Genomic DNA, 14,767 nt, shown 5'->3' on the forward strand with positions numbered 1-14,767 from the left:
CGGCCCCGGTGTCAGGAGTCCGGGCCGGGGGAGTCCGCGCCCGCCGTCCCCCCGCGGCCTCGGCCCAGGTAGAGCGCGGTCCCGCCCGCCGCCACGGCGACCACGGCCGCCGCCACCAGGCCGAGCAGCGCGCCGCCGGTGCGCGGCAGTGAGCCGTCGGCGCCGCCGCCGGGCTCGCCGGAGCCGTCGTCCGGTCCGTCCGTGGCGGGCGGGTCCGTCGGGTCCGTGCCCGGACCGTCGTCCGGGCCGGTGGGCTTGTCGGTGGGTTCGCCGGTCGGCGGGTCGGTGGGCGTTCCGCCGCCGTCGCCGTCGGGAACGGTGGCCCGCTCGCCCACCACGATGCGGCCGGAACCGCCCTCGGGGTAGGCGGCCTCGGTCACCCGGCCCTCCAGCGTTCCGGTGAGCAGGCCCTCCAGCGCGGCCTGGTAGGTCGCGCCCACCACGGTGAAGTCCGCCCCGCGGAACGGGTACATGTCGCCGCCCCGGGCGGAGAAGTCGTTGGTCACGACCGTGATCGGGTCGCCGTCCACGACCTCGCCGTCCTCCACGAGCACCGTTCCGTCGTGCAGGATCGCGCCGCGGACCCGCTCGCCGGGCGTGGTCACGGTGCCCTCCTCGTCCACCACCTGCGCAGTGCGCTCGGGGTCGTAGGCGAAGTTGACCCCGGCGACCTGCATGAACGCGCCGCTGGCCGCGGGAGCAGCGGCCACGCCCTGCTCCAGCAGCTCCTTGACCTGCGAGCGCGGGAGGTCGGGGACCACCGCCACCTGGTTGGCGAACGGGGCGATCGAGTAGGTGTCCAGCGCGGTCAGCGGACCGGCCGGGAGCACCGAGGCGTTGCGGATGCCGCCGCCGTTCTGGATGCCGACCAGCGGAGCGGGCACGCCGTACTCACCGGCGTTGCGCACGCCGGTGTCCAGCAGCGCGTCGGCCACCAGGTTGCCCAGGTTCGTCTCCTGGGTGCGCACGCCGGGGTTCTGGACGCCGTCGAGGTCGACCTCGCTGGCGGCCACCTCCGTCTCCGCCAGGCCCGCCACGTACTCCGACACGGGCGCGGTGACCCGCGACTCCACCTGGGGGTGGGGCTCCACCGCGTCCCCGCCGACGCCGGAGACCCGGACCGGCCCCGAGCGGTCGGAGACCGACACCAGGTCGCCTCCGTCGAAGTTCACGACCAGGCGGCCCACGTACTTGTAGTTCGACCCGGCGGTGACGATGGGCACCTCGACGCCCTCGGGGTTGGTGGCCATGAGCGGGTAGGTCAGCGGCTCGCCGCTCTCCGGGTGCGCCGTGACCTCGTCTCCGGGCACCAGGGCGTCCTCGGGGCCCGCCATCACCTCGTGGCCGCCGCCCGCGACGATGACGTCGACGCCGGTCAGCTCGCGGGCCACGCGCTCCTCGTAGGCGATCCCCTGGAGGTGCGAGAGGAGGATGACCTTGTCCACGCCCTCGGAGGCCAGCCGGTCGACCTCGGCCTGCACGGGGGCGACGAGGTCCTCCACCACCACGTCACGGGGACTGGTGACGGTGTCCAGCGGCGGGTACAGCGCGCCCACGACGCCGACCTCGTGGCCGGAGGCCTCCACCACGGTGCTGGGCGCGATCCGGCCCGCGTCCGCCAGGGCGGCCAGGCGCGGTTCGGCGGACACGTCCACGTTGGCGGCGACCACCGCCGCGTCCCCGCCCAGCTGTTCGAGGAAGTCGGCGTACACGTCCGGGCCGAAGTCGAACTCGTGGTTGCCCATCGAGACCGCGTCGTAGTCCGCGTGGCCGGCGGCGAGGGCGTCGTAGAAGGGGGCGCCCTCCTCCCGGGAGGCGGCGAACTCCGGCCCCGGCAGGTACATGTCCCCCGCGTTGACCGTGACGACGCCGCGTTCTTCGGCCTCGTCCTCCCCGGCCGCGGCGCCGCCGCCCTCGGCTCCGCGCAGCCGGTCGAGCAGCGTCGTGAAGCGGGCGGCGCCGCCGAAGTCCTCCTGTCCTGAGGCGGACAGGAGCTGGGACTCGGGGTCGTTGGCGTGCAGGATCGTCAGGGTGAAGTCGGCACCCTCCCCCGGGTTCGCGGGGACGGGCGCTCCGGCCGCGGGGACGGACGGCACCACCAGAGCGCCGGTCAGCACCAGCGCGGCCGAGGCGCGCACGAGTCCGGACATCGTTGCGGGGCTCCTTCGCGGGCGGGGACGGGGGGATCCGCCGGGGCGGACCGGGGTGGGCGGACAGGCCCGGAGGGGTTCACACTAGAGCCGCCGGAGCCGGGGGCACATGGTTCCCACGGTTACGATTTGCAGAATCTGCGGTTCCGATACCGGCTTTCGGCCTGCCCGTATCGCGCTGCGTCATCGGACGGCTCCCGTGGTCCGCCCGGAGCAGCGCCCCCCGCGCCCCGGCCCCCTACCATTGGGTGGGACAAGCCGTCTCGACATCCCTCGGAGGACGTCCGTGTTTTCCTCTGGCCAGGACCCGTACGACCCCAACGGGACACAGGGCGCGGGCGGCGTCCCGCCGTACGGTGCGCCCGGCTCCGGGGCCGGTTTCGGCGCCCTCCGCCCCGACGCCCCCCTTCCGCGGAAGGTGGCCGTCGTCCGCGCCCTGATGTTCGTGGGCGGCGCCTGCGGCCTGGCCCTGTCGGGGCTCTTCCTCATGGGACTCAGCGTCCCGGCCGACGCGATGGACGAGGCGCTGAGCCAGCAGGCCGAGCTCGCCGCCCAGGAGGGGCTGGAGCTCGCGGTCGGCGCCGAGGCCATGCGCGCCATGATGGTCGTCATGGCGGCGGTCACGGGCGTGTACGGGCTGCTGTCCACGCTCCTGGCGGGCAGGATCCGGCGCCGCACGGTCGGCGTGTTCTGGGGAGTGGTGCTCTTCCAGGGCGCGGCGGGCGCGCTCCTGCTGTGGACCGTGCTGTCCGGGGACGTCCTGGCGCTCGTCCCGCTGGGCTTCGCGGTCATGATGGTGGCGTACATGCTCTCCCGCGAGGGCCGCGCCCACTACGGACTCCTCTGACCGGCGGCTGTCCACAACCCCCTCAGCCCTCCCCGCGGCCGAACAGCCCGGCCCGCGGGGGCCGCGGCGGGCTCACCGCCACCTCGGTCCAGCGCCGCTCCAGCAGCCCCCGCACGGCCGCCGCCCCCGTGACGGCCGCGTCCCCGCCCTCCCCGGACGCGCGCACCCCGCCTTCGGCGTCCTCCAGGCCCAGGGCGGCGCGCAGCAGTCCGGCGGAGTCGGGCCGCTCCTCGGGGTCCTTGGACATCGCGGCCAGCACCAGCCGCTCCAGGCCGGGCGGCAGGTACTCCAGGTCCGGCTCCTCGAACATCACGCGCCGGGCCATCTCCTTGGCCCCCGCACGCCCGAACGGGTCGTGCCCGGCCGCCGCGAAGGCCACCGTCGCGCCCCACAGGAACACGTCCGCGCTCTGCGCGGTGGGCTGGCGCCGGTACTGCTCGGGGCTGATCCACCCCGGGGTGCCCAGCCGGTCGACCCGCTCGCTGACCCGCTCGTCGGCCAGCCCCTCCGGCGAGGGCAGCCCCAGGTCCCGGTAGGCGCGGCGCATCCGCCGCAGACGTATCCACTTGGTGGGGTCGGGGTCCTCCACCGCGTGCGCGATCCCGAAGTCCAGCAGCTTGGGCCCCCTGCCCGAGAGCACCACGTTGCTGGGCTTGAGGTCGCGGTGGACCACCCCGGCCGCGTGGACGGCCCGCAGCGCCTCGGCGGTGCCCACGGCCAGACCCAGGAGCATCCCCCCGCGCAGACGGCCGTACCGCTCCACGTGGTGGCGCAGGGTGGGCCCCGGCACGTACTCGGTGATCATCCACGGTCGCGGCGCCTCCACGTCCGCGCGCACGAACCGCGCCACCGAGGGGCTGTTCACCCTGGCCAGGAGGCGGGCCTCGTGCGCGAAGCGCTCCCGGAAGCGCCGGTCCGCCGCCTGCTCGGCGTGGACGACCTTGACCGCCAGGTAGCCGTGCACGCCGGGGGAGTCGGCGGCGTAGACCGTGCCCATCCCCCCGGAGCCGATCCGCCCCCGCACCCGGTGCCCGCCGATCTCGCGGGGGTCGTCCGGCTCCAGGGGCTCGAGTCTGCGCACGCCTCGCGCCTTCATGGGGACTCCCTCTTCGCCGGGGACACGTCCCACCGGGGACGCAGGGGACGCGATCCTATCCGCCGCGGGCACGGCGACGCGGGTCCGCGCGGTCGAAAACCCGTACACGACAGGAGGTTTCAGTATAAAGGTGTCGTAAAGCCCGCGCGTGGTCACGCGCCCGAACCGGGAAGGACGCGATGGAGCTCACCCTCTCCGGCGGGTACAACGTCATCCTCACCCCCGACATGCGCCGGTCGATCCGTCTCGCCGCGCCCCTGGGCGGCCGTCTGGACGTGTGGTGCCCCGACGTCCGCAAGCCCGGGGAGAGCGCACCCCTCATCGCCCAGGGCCTGGCCGAACGCGACGCCCAGGGGGTGCTCGTCCTCACCGAGCACGGGATCCAGGCCCGGTCCCTGCTCGTGCAGCTGGCCGGTCTGGTCGGCGAACTCGGACACGAGGGCAGGCCCACGCTGGACCCCTCCCTCCCCCAGGAGCGGGCCCGGAGACTGAATCTGGCCCTGGAGGCCGTGCGCGGCGGGCGTCCCCGGCGCGGCGCCGGTGCCGACGGACGCGACAAGGCGTTCGCGCGGGTGGTCTACGCACTCCTGTGGGCCCTCGTCACGTGCTGGATGGTCCTGGACCTGCCGTTGGGCGCCGAACTCGCCCTCGTCACGGCCTCCTCCCTCGCGGTGGCGGGCGCGGTCGTGGCCCGCGCACGCCACCAGCGCGCGGACGGCAAGCGCGACCCCGTACGGATCGTGACGGCCTCGGAGGGGGAGTTCGTGTCCCCCGGAGCGCTCGACGGGGAGTCCCGCGCCCTCCTGGAGCGCGCGCAGAGGGCCGTGGACGCGGTCCTGGGCTCCCCGCTGCACGAGCGCGGGCTCCTGCTGGACACCGTCCGCAACCGCGTGGTGCTGGCCGACGTGGAGTGGTCCCTCGCGCGCAGCCTCCTCCACCAGACCCGGGTCAGGGAGCGGATCGCCCGCACACCCACGCCCGGGGAGCGCAGCCGCGAGGCCGCCGCCCGCGCCGGTGCCGTCCTGGCCGCCGAGACGGCCGGGGTGACGGCGCGGATCGCCGTCCTGGAGGACTACGCGGACCGCGTGCGCGCCGCCGAACTGGACGACCAGGACCGCAGGTCGGCCCGGGAGCTCGACGCGATCGCCGCCGAGGCGGCCGAGGCGGGCGCCGTGCACGAGCAGAGCGCCGAGACGCTCGACTCCCTCGTGCGGGCCCAGGAGCTGGCCCTGCGGGTGGCCGCGCTGGCCGACGACCAGGACTGAACCGCTCCCGCGCGGGTCGTCCACAGGCCGGAGCCGGGTCCGCCGAACGTCGGCGGTCTCTGGCACAGTCGTAGGGGAGGAAGGGAGCCCCGTATGACCCCCGGACAGTTCATCGACGCCGCCCTGTGGTTCCCAGAGGCCGGGGAGACCGAGCCCTTCGGCCCCGGCTACCTGGTCTACAAGGTGGCCGGGCAGAAGATGTTCGCCCTGCTCACGGGGGGAGACGACGGAAACGGCCCCGCCAGGGTCAACCTCAAGTGCGAACCGGGGCTGGCCCTGGAGCTGCGCGACCAGTTCCCCGCCGTCACGCCCGGGTACCACATGAACAAGAAGCACTGGAACTCCGTGCTCCTGGACGGCACGGTGCCCGGGGACGAGATCCTGGAGATGCTCAGACACTCCTACGTCCTGGTGGCGGGGAGCCTGCGCCGGGCCGACCGCGACCGCGTGCTCGCGGCGCTGGGCGACGGCGCGCCGGAGCCCGGCGGACCGGCCCCGCTGGCCCCGGAGAGGGCGTGAACGAGGAGAGGACGGCCACGTGCCCGACGCGACCTTCCGACCAGCCGTCGTCCAGGGCGTCCTGGAACGGGTCACCTACGCCAACGAGGAGAACGGCTACACCGTCGCCAAGGTCGACACGGGCCGGGGCGCGCACGACCTCCTCACCGTCGTGGGCTCCCTCATGGGCGTCCAGCCCGGCGAGGCGCTGCGCATGCACGGCCGCTGGGGCTCCCACCCGCAGTACGGCCGCCAGTTCCACGTGGACGACTACACGACCGTCCTGCCCGCCACCGTCCAGGGCATCCGCCGCTACCTCGGCTCCGGCCTGATCAAGGGGATCGGCCCCAAGATGGCCGAGCGGATCGTCGACCACTTCGGCACCGACGCCCTGGAGGTCATCGAGGAGCACCCCGAACGGCTCATCGAGGTCCCGGGCCTGGGGCCCAAGCGCACCCGGCTCATCGCCGACGCCTGGGAGGAGCAGAAGGCCATCAAGGAGGTGATGGTCTTCCTCCAGGGCGTGGAGGTCACCACCTCCCTGGCCGTGCGCATCTACAAGAAGTACGGCGACGCCTCCATCCAGGTCGTGCAGAAGGAGCCCTACCGCCTGGCCACCGACGTGTGGGGGATCGGTTTCAAGACCGCCGACACCATCGCCCGCGCGGTCGGCATCCCGCACGACAGCCCGCAGCGGGTCATGGCGGGCATCCAGTTCACCCTCTCGGAGTCCACCGGCGACGGGCACGTCTACCTGCCCGAGGAGAAGCTCATCTCGGCGGCCGTGAAGATCCTCCAGGTGGAGGCCGGGCTGGTGATCGAGTGCGTGGCCGAACTCGTGGCCACCGAGGGCGTGGTCCGCGAGACCGTGCCCGGGCCAGAGGGCGAGCCGGTGCGCGCCGTCTACCTGCTGCCCATGCACCGCGCCGAGATCGGCCTCGCCTCCGGCCTGCGCGGCCTGCTCCACGCCCCGGCGGACCGCATGCCCGCGTTCGCCGGGGTGGACTGGGAAGTGGCCCTGGACTGGCTGCGCTCGCGCACGCGCGCCGACCTCGCCGAGGCCCAGAGGGAGGCCGTCCGGCTGGCCCTGTCGGAGAAGGTGTGCGTTCTCACCGGCGGGCCCGGCTGCGGCAAGTCCTTCACGGTCGCCTCCATCGTCACCATGGCCATGGCCAAGCGCGCCACGATCGTCCTGGCCGCGCCCACCGGGCGCGCCGCCAAGCGCCTCACCGAGATGACCGGCATCGAGGCCCGCACGGTGCACCGGCTCCTCGAACTCCGCCCGGGCGGCGACGCCGCCTACGACCGGGACAACCCCCTCGACTGCGACCTGCTGGTGGTGGACGAGGCCTCCATGCTGGACGTGATCCTGGCCAACAAGCTGGTCAAGGCGGTCCCGCCCGGGGCGCACCTGCTGTTCGTCGGCGACGTGGACCAGCTGCCCTCGGTGGGCGCGGGCCAAGTGCTGCGCGACCTGCTGGACGGGGACTCGCCCGTGCCGAGCGTGCGCCTGACCCACGTCTTCCGCCAGGCCCAGCACTCCGGGGTGATCACCAACGCCCACCGGATCAACGGCGGCGAGCAGCCGGAGTTCCACGGCATGTCCGACTTCTTCCTCTTCCCGTGCGAGGAGTCCGAGGACGCGGCCGAGATGACCGTGGACGTGGTCGCCCGCCGCATCCCGCGCCGGTTCGGCCTCGACCCGCGCCGGGACGTGCAGGTCCTCACCCCCATGAAGGGCGGCCCTGCCGGGGCGGCCAACCTCAACACGGCCCTCCAGGCAGCCGTGACCCCCTCAGGCGAGCACGTGCCCGAACGCCGGTTCGGCGGGCGCGTCTTCCGCGTCGGCGACAAGGTCACCCAGGTCCGCAACAACTACGACAAGGGCGAGAACGGGGTGTTCAACGGAACGCTCGGCGTGGTCACGGGGCTCGACCCGGTCGCCCAGGAGGTCCTGGTCCGCACCGACGAGGACGAGGAGATCTCCTACGACTTCGCCGAACTCGACGAGCTCGCCCACGCCTACGCAATCACCGTGCACCGCTCCCAGGGCAGCGAGTACCCCGCGGTGGTCGTTCCGGTCACCACCAGCGCCTGGATGATGCTCCAGCGCAACCTGCTCTACACGGCCGTCACCAGGGCCAAGAAGCTGGTCGTCCTCGTCGGCTCCCGCCGCGCCCTTGGCCAGGCGGTGCGCAACGCCTCCTCCGGGCGCAGGCACACGGCCCTGGCGCACCGGCTGCGGACGGTCGGTCGGCCGCCGCAGGAGCCCCCCGCCCCGGACGCCCCCTGACCGCACGCCACGGGAAGAGAAGGTGAACGTTCGCCGATATCCCTCACGCGCGTCCGCCCGGCGGCATAGGCTCTGCCCCGACCTTCCGGTTCCGGGCGCGCGTCCCGCCCCGGCCGGACCGCCAGCCACACCGGAGGCCGACGCTCTTTCCACTCCCCCCGGAGAGCGGCGGCACCCCCGGGCGCCGGCCTCCCCGCGTCGGCGCCCGGGGCCCACACCCGCCGCCCCGAAGGTCACCGGTCCTGGCTAGGCTCGCAACCGTGGAACAGCAGACCCTGATCGTGGTGGGCGCCGTCATCGTCCGTGACGGCCGCGTCCTGGCCGCCCAGCGCGCCGAACCCCAGGCCCTGCGCGGCCGGTGGGAGTTCCCCGGCGGCAAGGTCGACCCGGGGGAGACCCCGGAGCAGGCCCTGGTCCGCGAGTGCCGCGAGGAACTCGGCGCCAGTGTCCGCCCCCTGCACCAGCTCGGCGCGGACGCGCCCTTCCCCGCGCCCGCCAGGAGGCACACGCGCCCCGCCGTGCTGCGGCTATGGCGCGTGGAACTGATCGCGGGGGAGCCCCGGCCCCTGGAGCACCTGTCCCTGCGCTGGCTCGCCGCCGACGAGCTGCGCGGACCGGACTGGCTGCCCGCCGACGTGCCCTTCCTCGACCTCGTCGAACCCCTGCTCGCCCCGGGTTCCGTCCCCCGCTCCTGACCCCGCGGGCGAACGGGCGGACTCCGGCGCCGCCGAGCGCTCCACCGGGTTCCGCCTTCACCGGGTTCGCCTCCACGGCGCTCACCCTCACGGGGGTGTGCTTCCACCGGGCCGTGACGGCGGCGGCCTGCACGTTTCCCCAGCAGTCCACCATGACCGCATAAACTGGCGGTGGGCCGTGGCACTCCGCGGTTCTTCCCAGTACCAGGAGATCGAGCTTTCCCATGTCCAGCGCTACGCCCGTCGAGGGCTCCGCACGCCGCAGCGACCTCCGCAACGTCGCGATCGTGGCCCATGTGGACCACGGCAAGACGACCCTCGTTGACGCCATGCTCTGGCAGTCCGGTGTGTTCCGGGAGAACCAGGACGTCGACGACCGGGTGATGGACTCCAACGACCTGGAGCGCGAGAAGGGCATCACCATTCTCGCCAAGAACACGGCCGTCCACTACACCACGCCCGAGGGCGAGGACGTGGTCATCAACATCATCGACACCCCCGGCCACGCCGACTTCGGCGGCGAGGTCGAGCGCGGACTGTCGATGGTCGACGGCGTGGTCCTGCTCGTGGACGCCAGTGAGGGCCCCCTCCCGCAGACCCGCTTCGTGCTGCGCAAGGCCCTCCAGGCCAAGCTTCCCGTCATCCTCGTGATCAACAAGGTCGACCGGCCCGACAGCCGGATCGCCGAGGTCGTGGACGACACCTACGAGCTGTTCATGGACCTGGACGCCGACGAGTCGCAGATCGAGTTCCCGATCGTCTACGCCTGCGCCCGCGACGGCAAGGCCTCCCTGGAGCGCCCCGCCAACGGCACGGTGCCCGACAACGACAACCTCGTGCCGCTGTTCAGCACCATCCTGGACACCATCCCGGCCCCCGAGTACATCCCCGAGGCCCCGCTCCAAGCGCACGTGACCAACCTGGACGCCTCCCCGTTCCTGGGCCGCCTGGCGCTGTGCCGCATCCAGCAGGGCGAGCTGCGCAAGGGCCAGCAGGTCGCGTGGATCCGCACCGACGGCAGCACCCAGCAGGTCAAGATCACCGAGCTGCTCATGACCGAGGGCCTGGAGCGCAAGCCCGCCGAGAAGGCCGGGCCCGGCGACATCGTCGCCATCGCCGGTATCGAGGACATCATGATCGGTGAGACCCTCGCCGACCTGGAGAACCCGGTCCCGCTGCCGCTCATCCAGGTGGACGAGCCCGCCATCTCCATGACCATCGGCACCAACACCTCGCCGCTGGTCGGCAAGGTCAAGGGCGCCAAGGTCACCGCGCGCCTGGTCAAGGACCGCCTCGACAAGGAGCTCGTCGGCAACGTCTCCCTGCGGGTCCTGCCCACCGAGCGCCCCGACGCCTGGGAGGTGCAGGGCCGCGGCGAGCTGGCGCTGGCCATCCTGGTCGAGCAGATGCGCCGCGAGGGCTACGAGCTGACCGTCGGCAAGCCGCAGGTGGTCACCCGGGTCGTGGACGGCAAGGTGCACGAGCCCGTCGAGCGCCTCACCGTGGACGCCCCCGAGGAGTACATGGGCGCCATCACACAGCTGCTCAGCATCCGCAAGGGCCGCATGGAGAACATGGTCAACCACGGCACCGGCTGGGTGCGCATGGACTGGCTGGTGCCCTCCCGCGGCCTCATCGGCTTCCGCACCGAGTTCCTCACCGAGACCCGCGGCACCGGCATCGCCCACCACGTCTTCGAGAAGTTCGAGCCGTGGTTCGGCGAGCTGCGCACCCGCCCCAACGGGTCGCTGGTGGCCGACCGCGCCGGCTCCGCCGTCGCGTTCGCGATGTTCAACCTCCAGGAGCGCGGCACGCTCTTCGTCGAGCCGGGCACCGAGGTCTACGAGGGCATGATCGTGGGCGAGAACTCGCGCGCCGACGACATGGACGTCAACATCACCAAGGAGAAGAAGCTCACCAACATGCGCTCGGCCACCGGCGACGAGCTGGTGCGCCTGGTGCCGCCGCGCAAGCTGTCCCTGGAGCAGGCCCTGGAGTTCTGCCGCGAGGACGAGTGCGTGGAGGTCACCCCCGAGCACGTGCGCATCCGCAAGGTCGTCCTTGACCAGAAGGAGCGCGGCCGCATGACGGCCAACAAGAAGCGCCAGCAGCAGTAGGACCGCTGCCGCCGCCCGTGGGCGGGCCGCTCCGGCGGCCCGCCCACGGCGCGTTTTCCGGCCGGTCCCCTCGGGTAGACCCCTGAGCAGCATGAAGTCCGAGCCCACGTGTCCCCGCTGCGGGCGCGCGGTCCAGCCTCCGGGGCTGTGGACCAGCGCCTGGCAGTGTGACGCCCACGGCCCGGTGGCACCCCTCCAGGGGGTGCGCGCCCCCGGGGCGGCCGCTCTGGAGGCACTCCTGCCCCAGGCGCACGTCCCGGTCTGGATCCCCTGGCCGCTGCCCGCCAACTGGGTGGTCACCGGCTTCGCCGAGGCCGGTGACGACCGCAGCGGCGCCCTCGCCACGGCCGTGGCCCTCTCCGGGCCCGACCTGGTCGGCGGTGTCGGCGAGGTGGTCATCGTCGCCGAGGACCCGGGGGTCGGGCTCGGCGCCCGCCTCGCCGGGCTGGAGGGCCCCGACCCCGGCCACGGCTTCGACGCCTCCGCCGCCGACGCCAAGGTGCGCTTCGACGGCCACGAGATCGCCCTGTGGAGCCTGGACGTGGGCCCCGACCGCGCCGTCTACACCGGTGAGGCGCTCGCCCAGTGGCTGTGGCTGGTCTTCGCCTCCGCCGACACCGGCGTGCTCATGTGCGAGATCGGCTCCCTGCGGGACCTGCGCGACATCCGCGACGGCGGTCTCTCCCTGGAACCGCCCTTCGGCGCTCCCAGCCCGTTCCTCACCCGGGCCCTGGCGCCCCGGCGGGACGCGGACTGAACCGGGGAGGGGTTCCGCCCCGGCCGAGCGCGCCGGACCGCGTCCTACGTACAATCGCCCGGTGACACGTATCGACCTGCACGCCCACAGTTCGGTCTCCGACGGAACCGACACACCCGCCGAAGTCGTCGAGCACGCGGTCGCCGCGGGTCTCGACGTGCTCGCCCTCACCGACCACGACACGGTCGGCGGCATCGGGGAGGCGGCCGAGCACCTGCCCCCCGGGTTCACCCTGGTCCCCGGCATGGAGCTCTCCTGCGCCCACGCCGGGTCCAGCGTCCACCTGGTGTGCTACCTGTTCGACCCCGAGGACCCCGCGCTCGACGGCGAACTTCGCCGGGTCCGCTCCGACCGCGCCTCCCGCGCCGAGGAGATGGTCAGCAAGCTCCACGAGCACGGGGTCGGCGTCACCTGGGAGCGGGTGCTGGAGATCGCGGGCGCCGGCCGCGACGAGCACGCCGACGCCAACACGATCGGCCGCCCGCACCTGGCCCGGGCGATCGTGGAGCAGGGCGCGGCCAAGGACGTGCAGGACGCCTTCGACCGCTGGATCGGCTCCGGCGGCCCGGCCTACGTCTCGCGGTACGCGATCGACCCGGTCCGCGCGGTGGAGCTGGTCCGGGCGGCGGGCGGGGTCTGCTCTCTGGCGCACCCGGGGCGGGCGGAGGGCGCCCTCAACGGCGCGGTCCCCCTCGAGCTCGTGGAGCGCATGGCCGGGGCGGGACTGGGGGCCATCGAGGCCGACCACCCCTCGCACAACCGGCACCAGGCCCGCCACTGGCGGAGCGTGGCCGAGGAGCTGGGCGTGCTGGTCACCGGCTCCAGCGACGACCACGGAAGCCTCACCGGCCGCCGCCTGGGGTGCAGGACCACCGACCCGGAGGCGTTCGAACGGCTGGTGGCGCCCGCGACGGGGGTCCCCCTCCTGCGCGGGTGAACCGCGTGTCGCCGCCCCGGGGTCCGGTACGGTACCGACCACTGTGCGGGAGCGCGACAATGGTCGCAGCGCAACCACCCATACCCGGACGAAGTCGAGAGGTCTGAGCCGTGTTCTGGAATCGGAAGTCGAAGAAGCAGGAGGGCCAGGAGGCCACCGATTCCGCTGCGGAGGCCGCGGCGGAGCGCGAGGAGACCGCCGCCGCAGGCGGGGACGGGGCCGCGGAGGACGACGCGGCGAAGGACCCGGCCGGGGCCGCCGAGGCCGCTGCGGAGGCCGCCGACGACGGCGCCGCGGAGCCCGCCGCCGACGCCGGGGAGCTCGCCGAGGCGGACAAGGACGCCGAGGGCACCGCCGACGACGAGAAGACGGACAAGGCCGGGCAGGCGGACGGGTCCGAGGACTCCGCCGAGGACGACGAGTCCGCCGGGGACGAGGTGCCGGTGAAGGCCGACGTCTTCGCGGACGAGGGCGAGGAGGCCGGGGTGACCGGCCCCGACGCCGACGGCATCACGCGCGTGCGCACCGCCGGGACCTTCGAGTTCGACGGCGAGGAGTACCCGGTCGTCAGCAACACCTGGATCATCGACGCCGACGACGAGGGCGTCGTCGTCATCGACCCCGGCCACGACGCCGAGGCGATCCTGGCGGCCGTCGGTGAGCGCGAGGTCTACCTGGTGGCCTGCACCAACGCCTACAGCCCGCACATCGAGTCGGCCATCAAGGTCGCCGAGGAGTCCGAGGCCCCCATCGCGCTGCACCCCCGCGAGATGCGCGCCTGGCGCCGCCACCACGGCGCCGAGCACCGCCCCGAGATCGAGGTGGAGGGCCAGGGCGCACTCGACATCGGCAAGCTGCACATCGACGTCCTGGCCCTGCCCGGAACCTCCCCGGGCACCGTCGGCTACTACCTGAGCGAGCGCGGCGTCGTCTTCGGCGGCGACACCCTGCGCAAGGGCGAGCCCGGCATGGTCGGCAACACCTACATCGACTACACCACGCAGCTCGCCTCCATCGGCGAGGCGCTGCTGTCCCTGCCCCCGGACACGCGCATCCTCCCCGACCGCGGTCCGGCCACCACCGCGGCGGCCGAGGGCAAGAACTTCGACTCCTGGGTCTGAGCAAGGACCTCACGGGGCCCCGCCCCCGTACGGCCGCCGCCCCGTCGCCCGGACGGGGCGGCGGCCGTCGCCTTGCGGGCCGGGGTCAGCGGCGGCCCACCGACTCCGCCTCGTTCCAGAACGCGGTCAGCGCGCTCGCGACGGTCTCGGGCGCCTCCACGTTGGGGGAGTGCCCGGCGCCGGGCACCACGAGGCGCTTGGCGCCCAGCCGCTCGGCCATCCGGTCCTGCTCCTCCAGCGGCCAGGCGTCGTCGTTCTCGCCGTACAGGACCAGCTTGGGGGCGTCCACCCGGGCCACCTCGTCCACGCGGTCCGGCGCGGACACCAGCTCCTCGGCCATGTGCATCAGGCCCACGGCGCTGCTCCTCAGCAGCCGCTCGCGCAGGAACTCGCGGATCTCGGTCCGGGGGCTGCGGGCCCGCGCCACGGAGTCGAACTGCTCCTCCCACAGCTCGCGGAGCCGTTCGGCGGTGGGGTTGATGGACACGGCGGCGACGAGGGCGCTCGCCGTGTGCGCGCCCGGGCCGCTCAGTGCGCCGGGGCCCGAGCACAGGAGGGCGAGCGAGGCCAGCGGAGCCATCTCCACCAGGGCGGCCTCCCGGGAGACCAGCCCGCCGAAGGAGTGGCCCAGCAGGTGGACGGGGCCGCCGTCACCGATCTGGTCCATGACCTCGGCGACCACCGCACCCAGGGAGGGCAGGCCGTAGTCCGGCCTGCGCACGCCCGGGGGAGGGGAGAGGGATTCGGGGCCCGGCGACTCGTAGGTGCCGGGAAGGTCGATCGCGACCACCTCCCGCCCGGCCTGGGCCAGGCTCTGGAGGAGGGCGATGAAGTCCTCCTTGCTGCCGGTGAACCCGTGCACCAGGACAGCGGGGGCCAGCTCGGGGCCGCCGGAGGTGGGCAGCGCCCGCAGGGCGGCCACCGGACCGTACGACAGGTTCAGATCGGCGCGTCGCACGCCCGGTGGCAGGTCGATGAACTGAGGTGTACT

The 14,767-nt window shown here is 73.7% G+C and carries 12 protein-coding genes; 9 read left to right on the top strand and 3 right to left on the bottom strand.

The genetic code is table 11. The annotated features are described in order from the left end of the window. Window positions 1-11: 11 nt before the first annotated feature. Window positions 12-2,150, bottom strand: coding sequence for a 5'-nucleotidase C-terminal domain-containing protein (locus KGD83_RS05985; RefSeq protein WP_212642898.1), 2,139 nt, complete (start codon window positions 2,148-2,150; stop codon window positions 12-14). Between the two features lie 286 nt (window positions 2,151-2,436). On the opposite strand from KGD83_RS05985, the gene KGD83_RS05990 reads away from it, so the two are divergent. Continuing rightward, on the top strand, window positions 2,437-2,997 hold the full coding sequence (locus tag KGD83_RS05990; protein WP_212642899.1) for a hypothetical protein: 561 nt from the start codon (window positions 2,437-2,439) through the stop codon (window positions 2,995-2,997). A 22-nt stretch (window positions 2,998-3,019) separates the two neighbouring features. Here KGD83_RS05990 and KGD83_RS05995 read toward each other — a convergent pair whose 3' ends face one another. Next, on the bottom strand, window positions 3,020-4,093 hold the full coding sequence (locus KGD83_RS05995; protein WP_212642900.1) for a serine/threonine-protein kinase: 1,074 nt from the start codon (window positions 4,091-4,093) through the stop codon (window positions 3,020-3,022). Between the two features lie 179 nt (window positions 4,094-4,272). On the opposite strand from KGD83_RS05995, the gene KGD83_RS06000 reads away from it, so the two are divergent. From KGD83_RS06000 to KGD83_RS06035, 8 genes are all read left to right on the top strand, one after another. Continuing rightward, complete coding sequence (locus KGD83_RS06000) at window positions 4,273-5,358, top strand: hypothetical protein (RefSeq protein WP_212642901.1); 1,086 nt, start codon at window positions 4,273-4,275, stop codon at window positions 5,356-5,358. Window positions 5,359-5,451: 93 nt separating this feature from the next. Continuing rightward, window positions 5,452-5,877, top strand: coding sequence for an MmcQ/YjbR family DNA-binding protein (locus KGD83_RS06005; RefSeq protein ID WP_212642902.1), 426 nt, complete (start codon window positions 5,452-5,454; stop codon window positions 5,875-5,877). A 19-nt stretch (window positions 5,878-5,896) separates the two neighbouring features. Continuing rightward, window positions 5,897-8,149 (top strand): SF1B family DNA helicase RecD2, encoded by a 2,253-nt coding sequence (gene recD2 / locus KGD83_RS06010; protein ID WP_212642903.1) that lies wholly within the window; start codon window positions 5,897-5,899, stop codon window positions 8,147-8,149. A 260-nt stretch (window positions 8,150-8,409) separates the two neighbouring features. After that, window positions 8,410-8,844: a (deoxy)nucleoside triphosphate pyrophosphohydrolase gene (locus KGD83_RS06015; RefSeq protein ID WP_212642904.1), complete on the top strand. Its 435-nt coding sequence runs from the start codon at window positions 8,410-8,412 to the stop codon at window positions 8,842-8,844. Window positions 8,845-9,068: 224 nt separating this feature from the next. Continuing rightward, window positions 9,069-10,961: a translational GTPase TypA gene (gene typA / locus KGD83_RS06020; protein WP_013154841.1), complete on the top strand. Its 1,893-nt coding sequence runs from the start codon at window positions 9,069-9,071 to the stop codon at window positions 10,959-10,961. A 91-nt stretch (window positions 10,962-11,052) separates the two neighbouring features. Then, on the top strand, window positions 11,053-11,718 hold the full coding sequence (locus KGD83_RS06025; protein ID WP_212642905.1) for a DUF6758 family protein: 666 nt from the start codon (window positions 11,053-11,055) through the stop codon (window positions 11,716-11,718). Window positions 11,719-11,779: 61 nt separating this feature from the next. Continuing rightward, window positions 11,780-12,655 carry a PHP domain-containing protein gene (locus KGD83_RS06030; protein WP_212642906.1) on the top strand — a complete coding sequence of 292 codons (876 nt, stop codon included), beginning with the start codon at window positions 11,780-11,782 and terminating at the stop codon, window positions 12,653-12,655. A gap of 110 nt (window positions 12,656-12,765) precedes the next feature. Continuing rightward, window positions 12,766-13,776 (top strand): MBL fold metallo-hydrolase, encoded by a 1,011-nt coding sequence (locus KGD83_RS06035; RefSeq protein ID WP_212642907.1) that lies wholly within the window; start codon window positions 12,766-12,768, stop codon window positions 13,774-13,776. Window positions 13,777-13,861: 85 nt separating this feature from the next. Here KGD83_RS06035 and KGD83_RS06040 read toward each other — a convergent pair whose 3' ends face one another. Then, window positions 13,862-14,734 (bottom strand): alpha/beta fold hydrolase, encoded by an 873-nt coding sequence (locus KGD83_RS06040; protein WP_212644288.1) that lies wholly within the window; start codon window positions 14,732-14,734, stop codon window positions 13,862-13,864. Window positions 14,735-14,767: the final 33 nt, after the last annotated feature.

The sequence above is a fragment of the Nocardiopsis akebiae genome, from assembly GCF_018316795.1.
Taxonomy (GTDB): Bacteria; Actinomycetota; Actinomycetes; order Streptosporangiales; family Streptosporangiaceae; genus Nocardiopsis; species Nocardiopsis dassonvillei.

What these genes read in the sequence shown, in the direction of transcription:
- KGD83_RS06005 (WP_212642902.1), top strand. Translation starts at nt 5,452, where the DNA reads ATGACCCCCGGACAGTTCATCGACGCCGCCCTGTGGTTCCCAGAGGCC.
- KGD83_RS06025 (WP_212642905.1), top strand. Translation starts at nt 11,053, where the DNA reads ATGAAGTCCGAGCCCACGTGTCCCCGCTGCGGGCGCGCGGTCCAGCCT.
- KGD83_RS05995 (WP_212642900.1), bottom strand. Translation starts at nt 4,093, where the DNA reads ATGAAGGCGCGAGGCGTGCGCAGACTCGAGCCCCTGGAGCCGGACGAC.
- KGD83_RS06000 (WP_212642901.1), top strand. Translation starts at nt 4,273, where the DNA reads ATGGAGCTCACCCTCTCCGGCGGGTACAACGTCATCCTCACCCCCGAC.
- KGD83_RS05985 (WP_212642898.1), bottom strand. Translation starts at nt 2,150, where the DNA reads ATGTCCGGACTCGTGCGCGCCTCGGCCGCGCTGGTGCTGACCGGCGCT.
- typA (WP_013154841.1), top strand. Translation starts at nt 9,069, where the DNA reads ATGTCCAGCGCTACGCCCGTCGAGGGCTCCGCACGCCGCAGCGACCTC.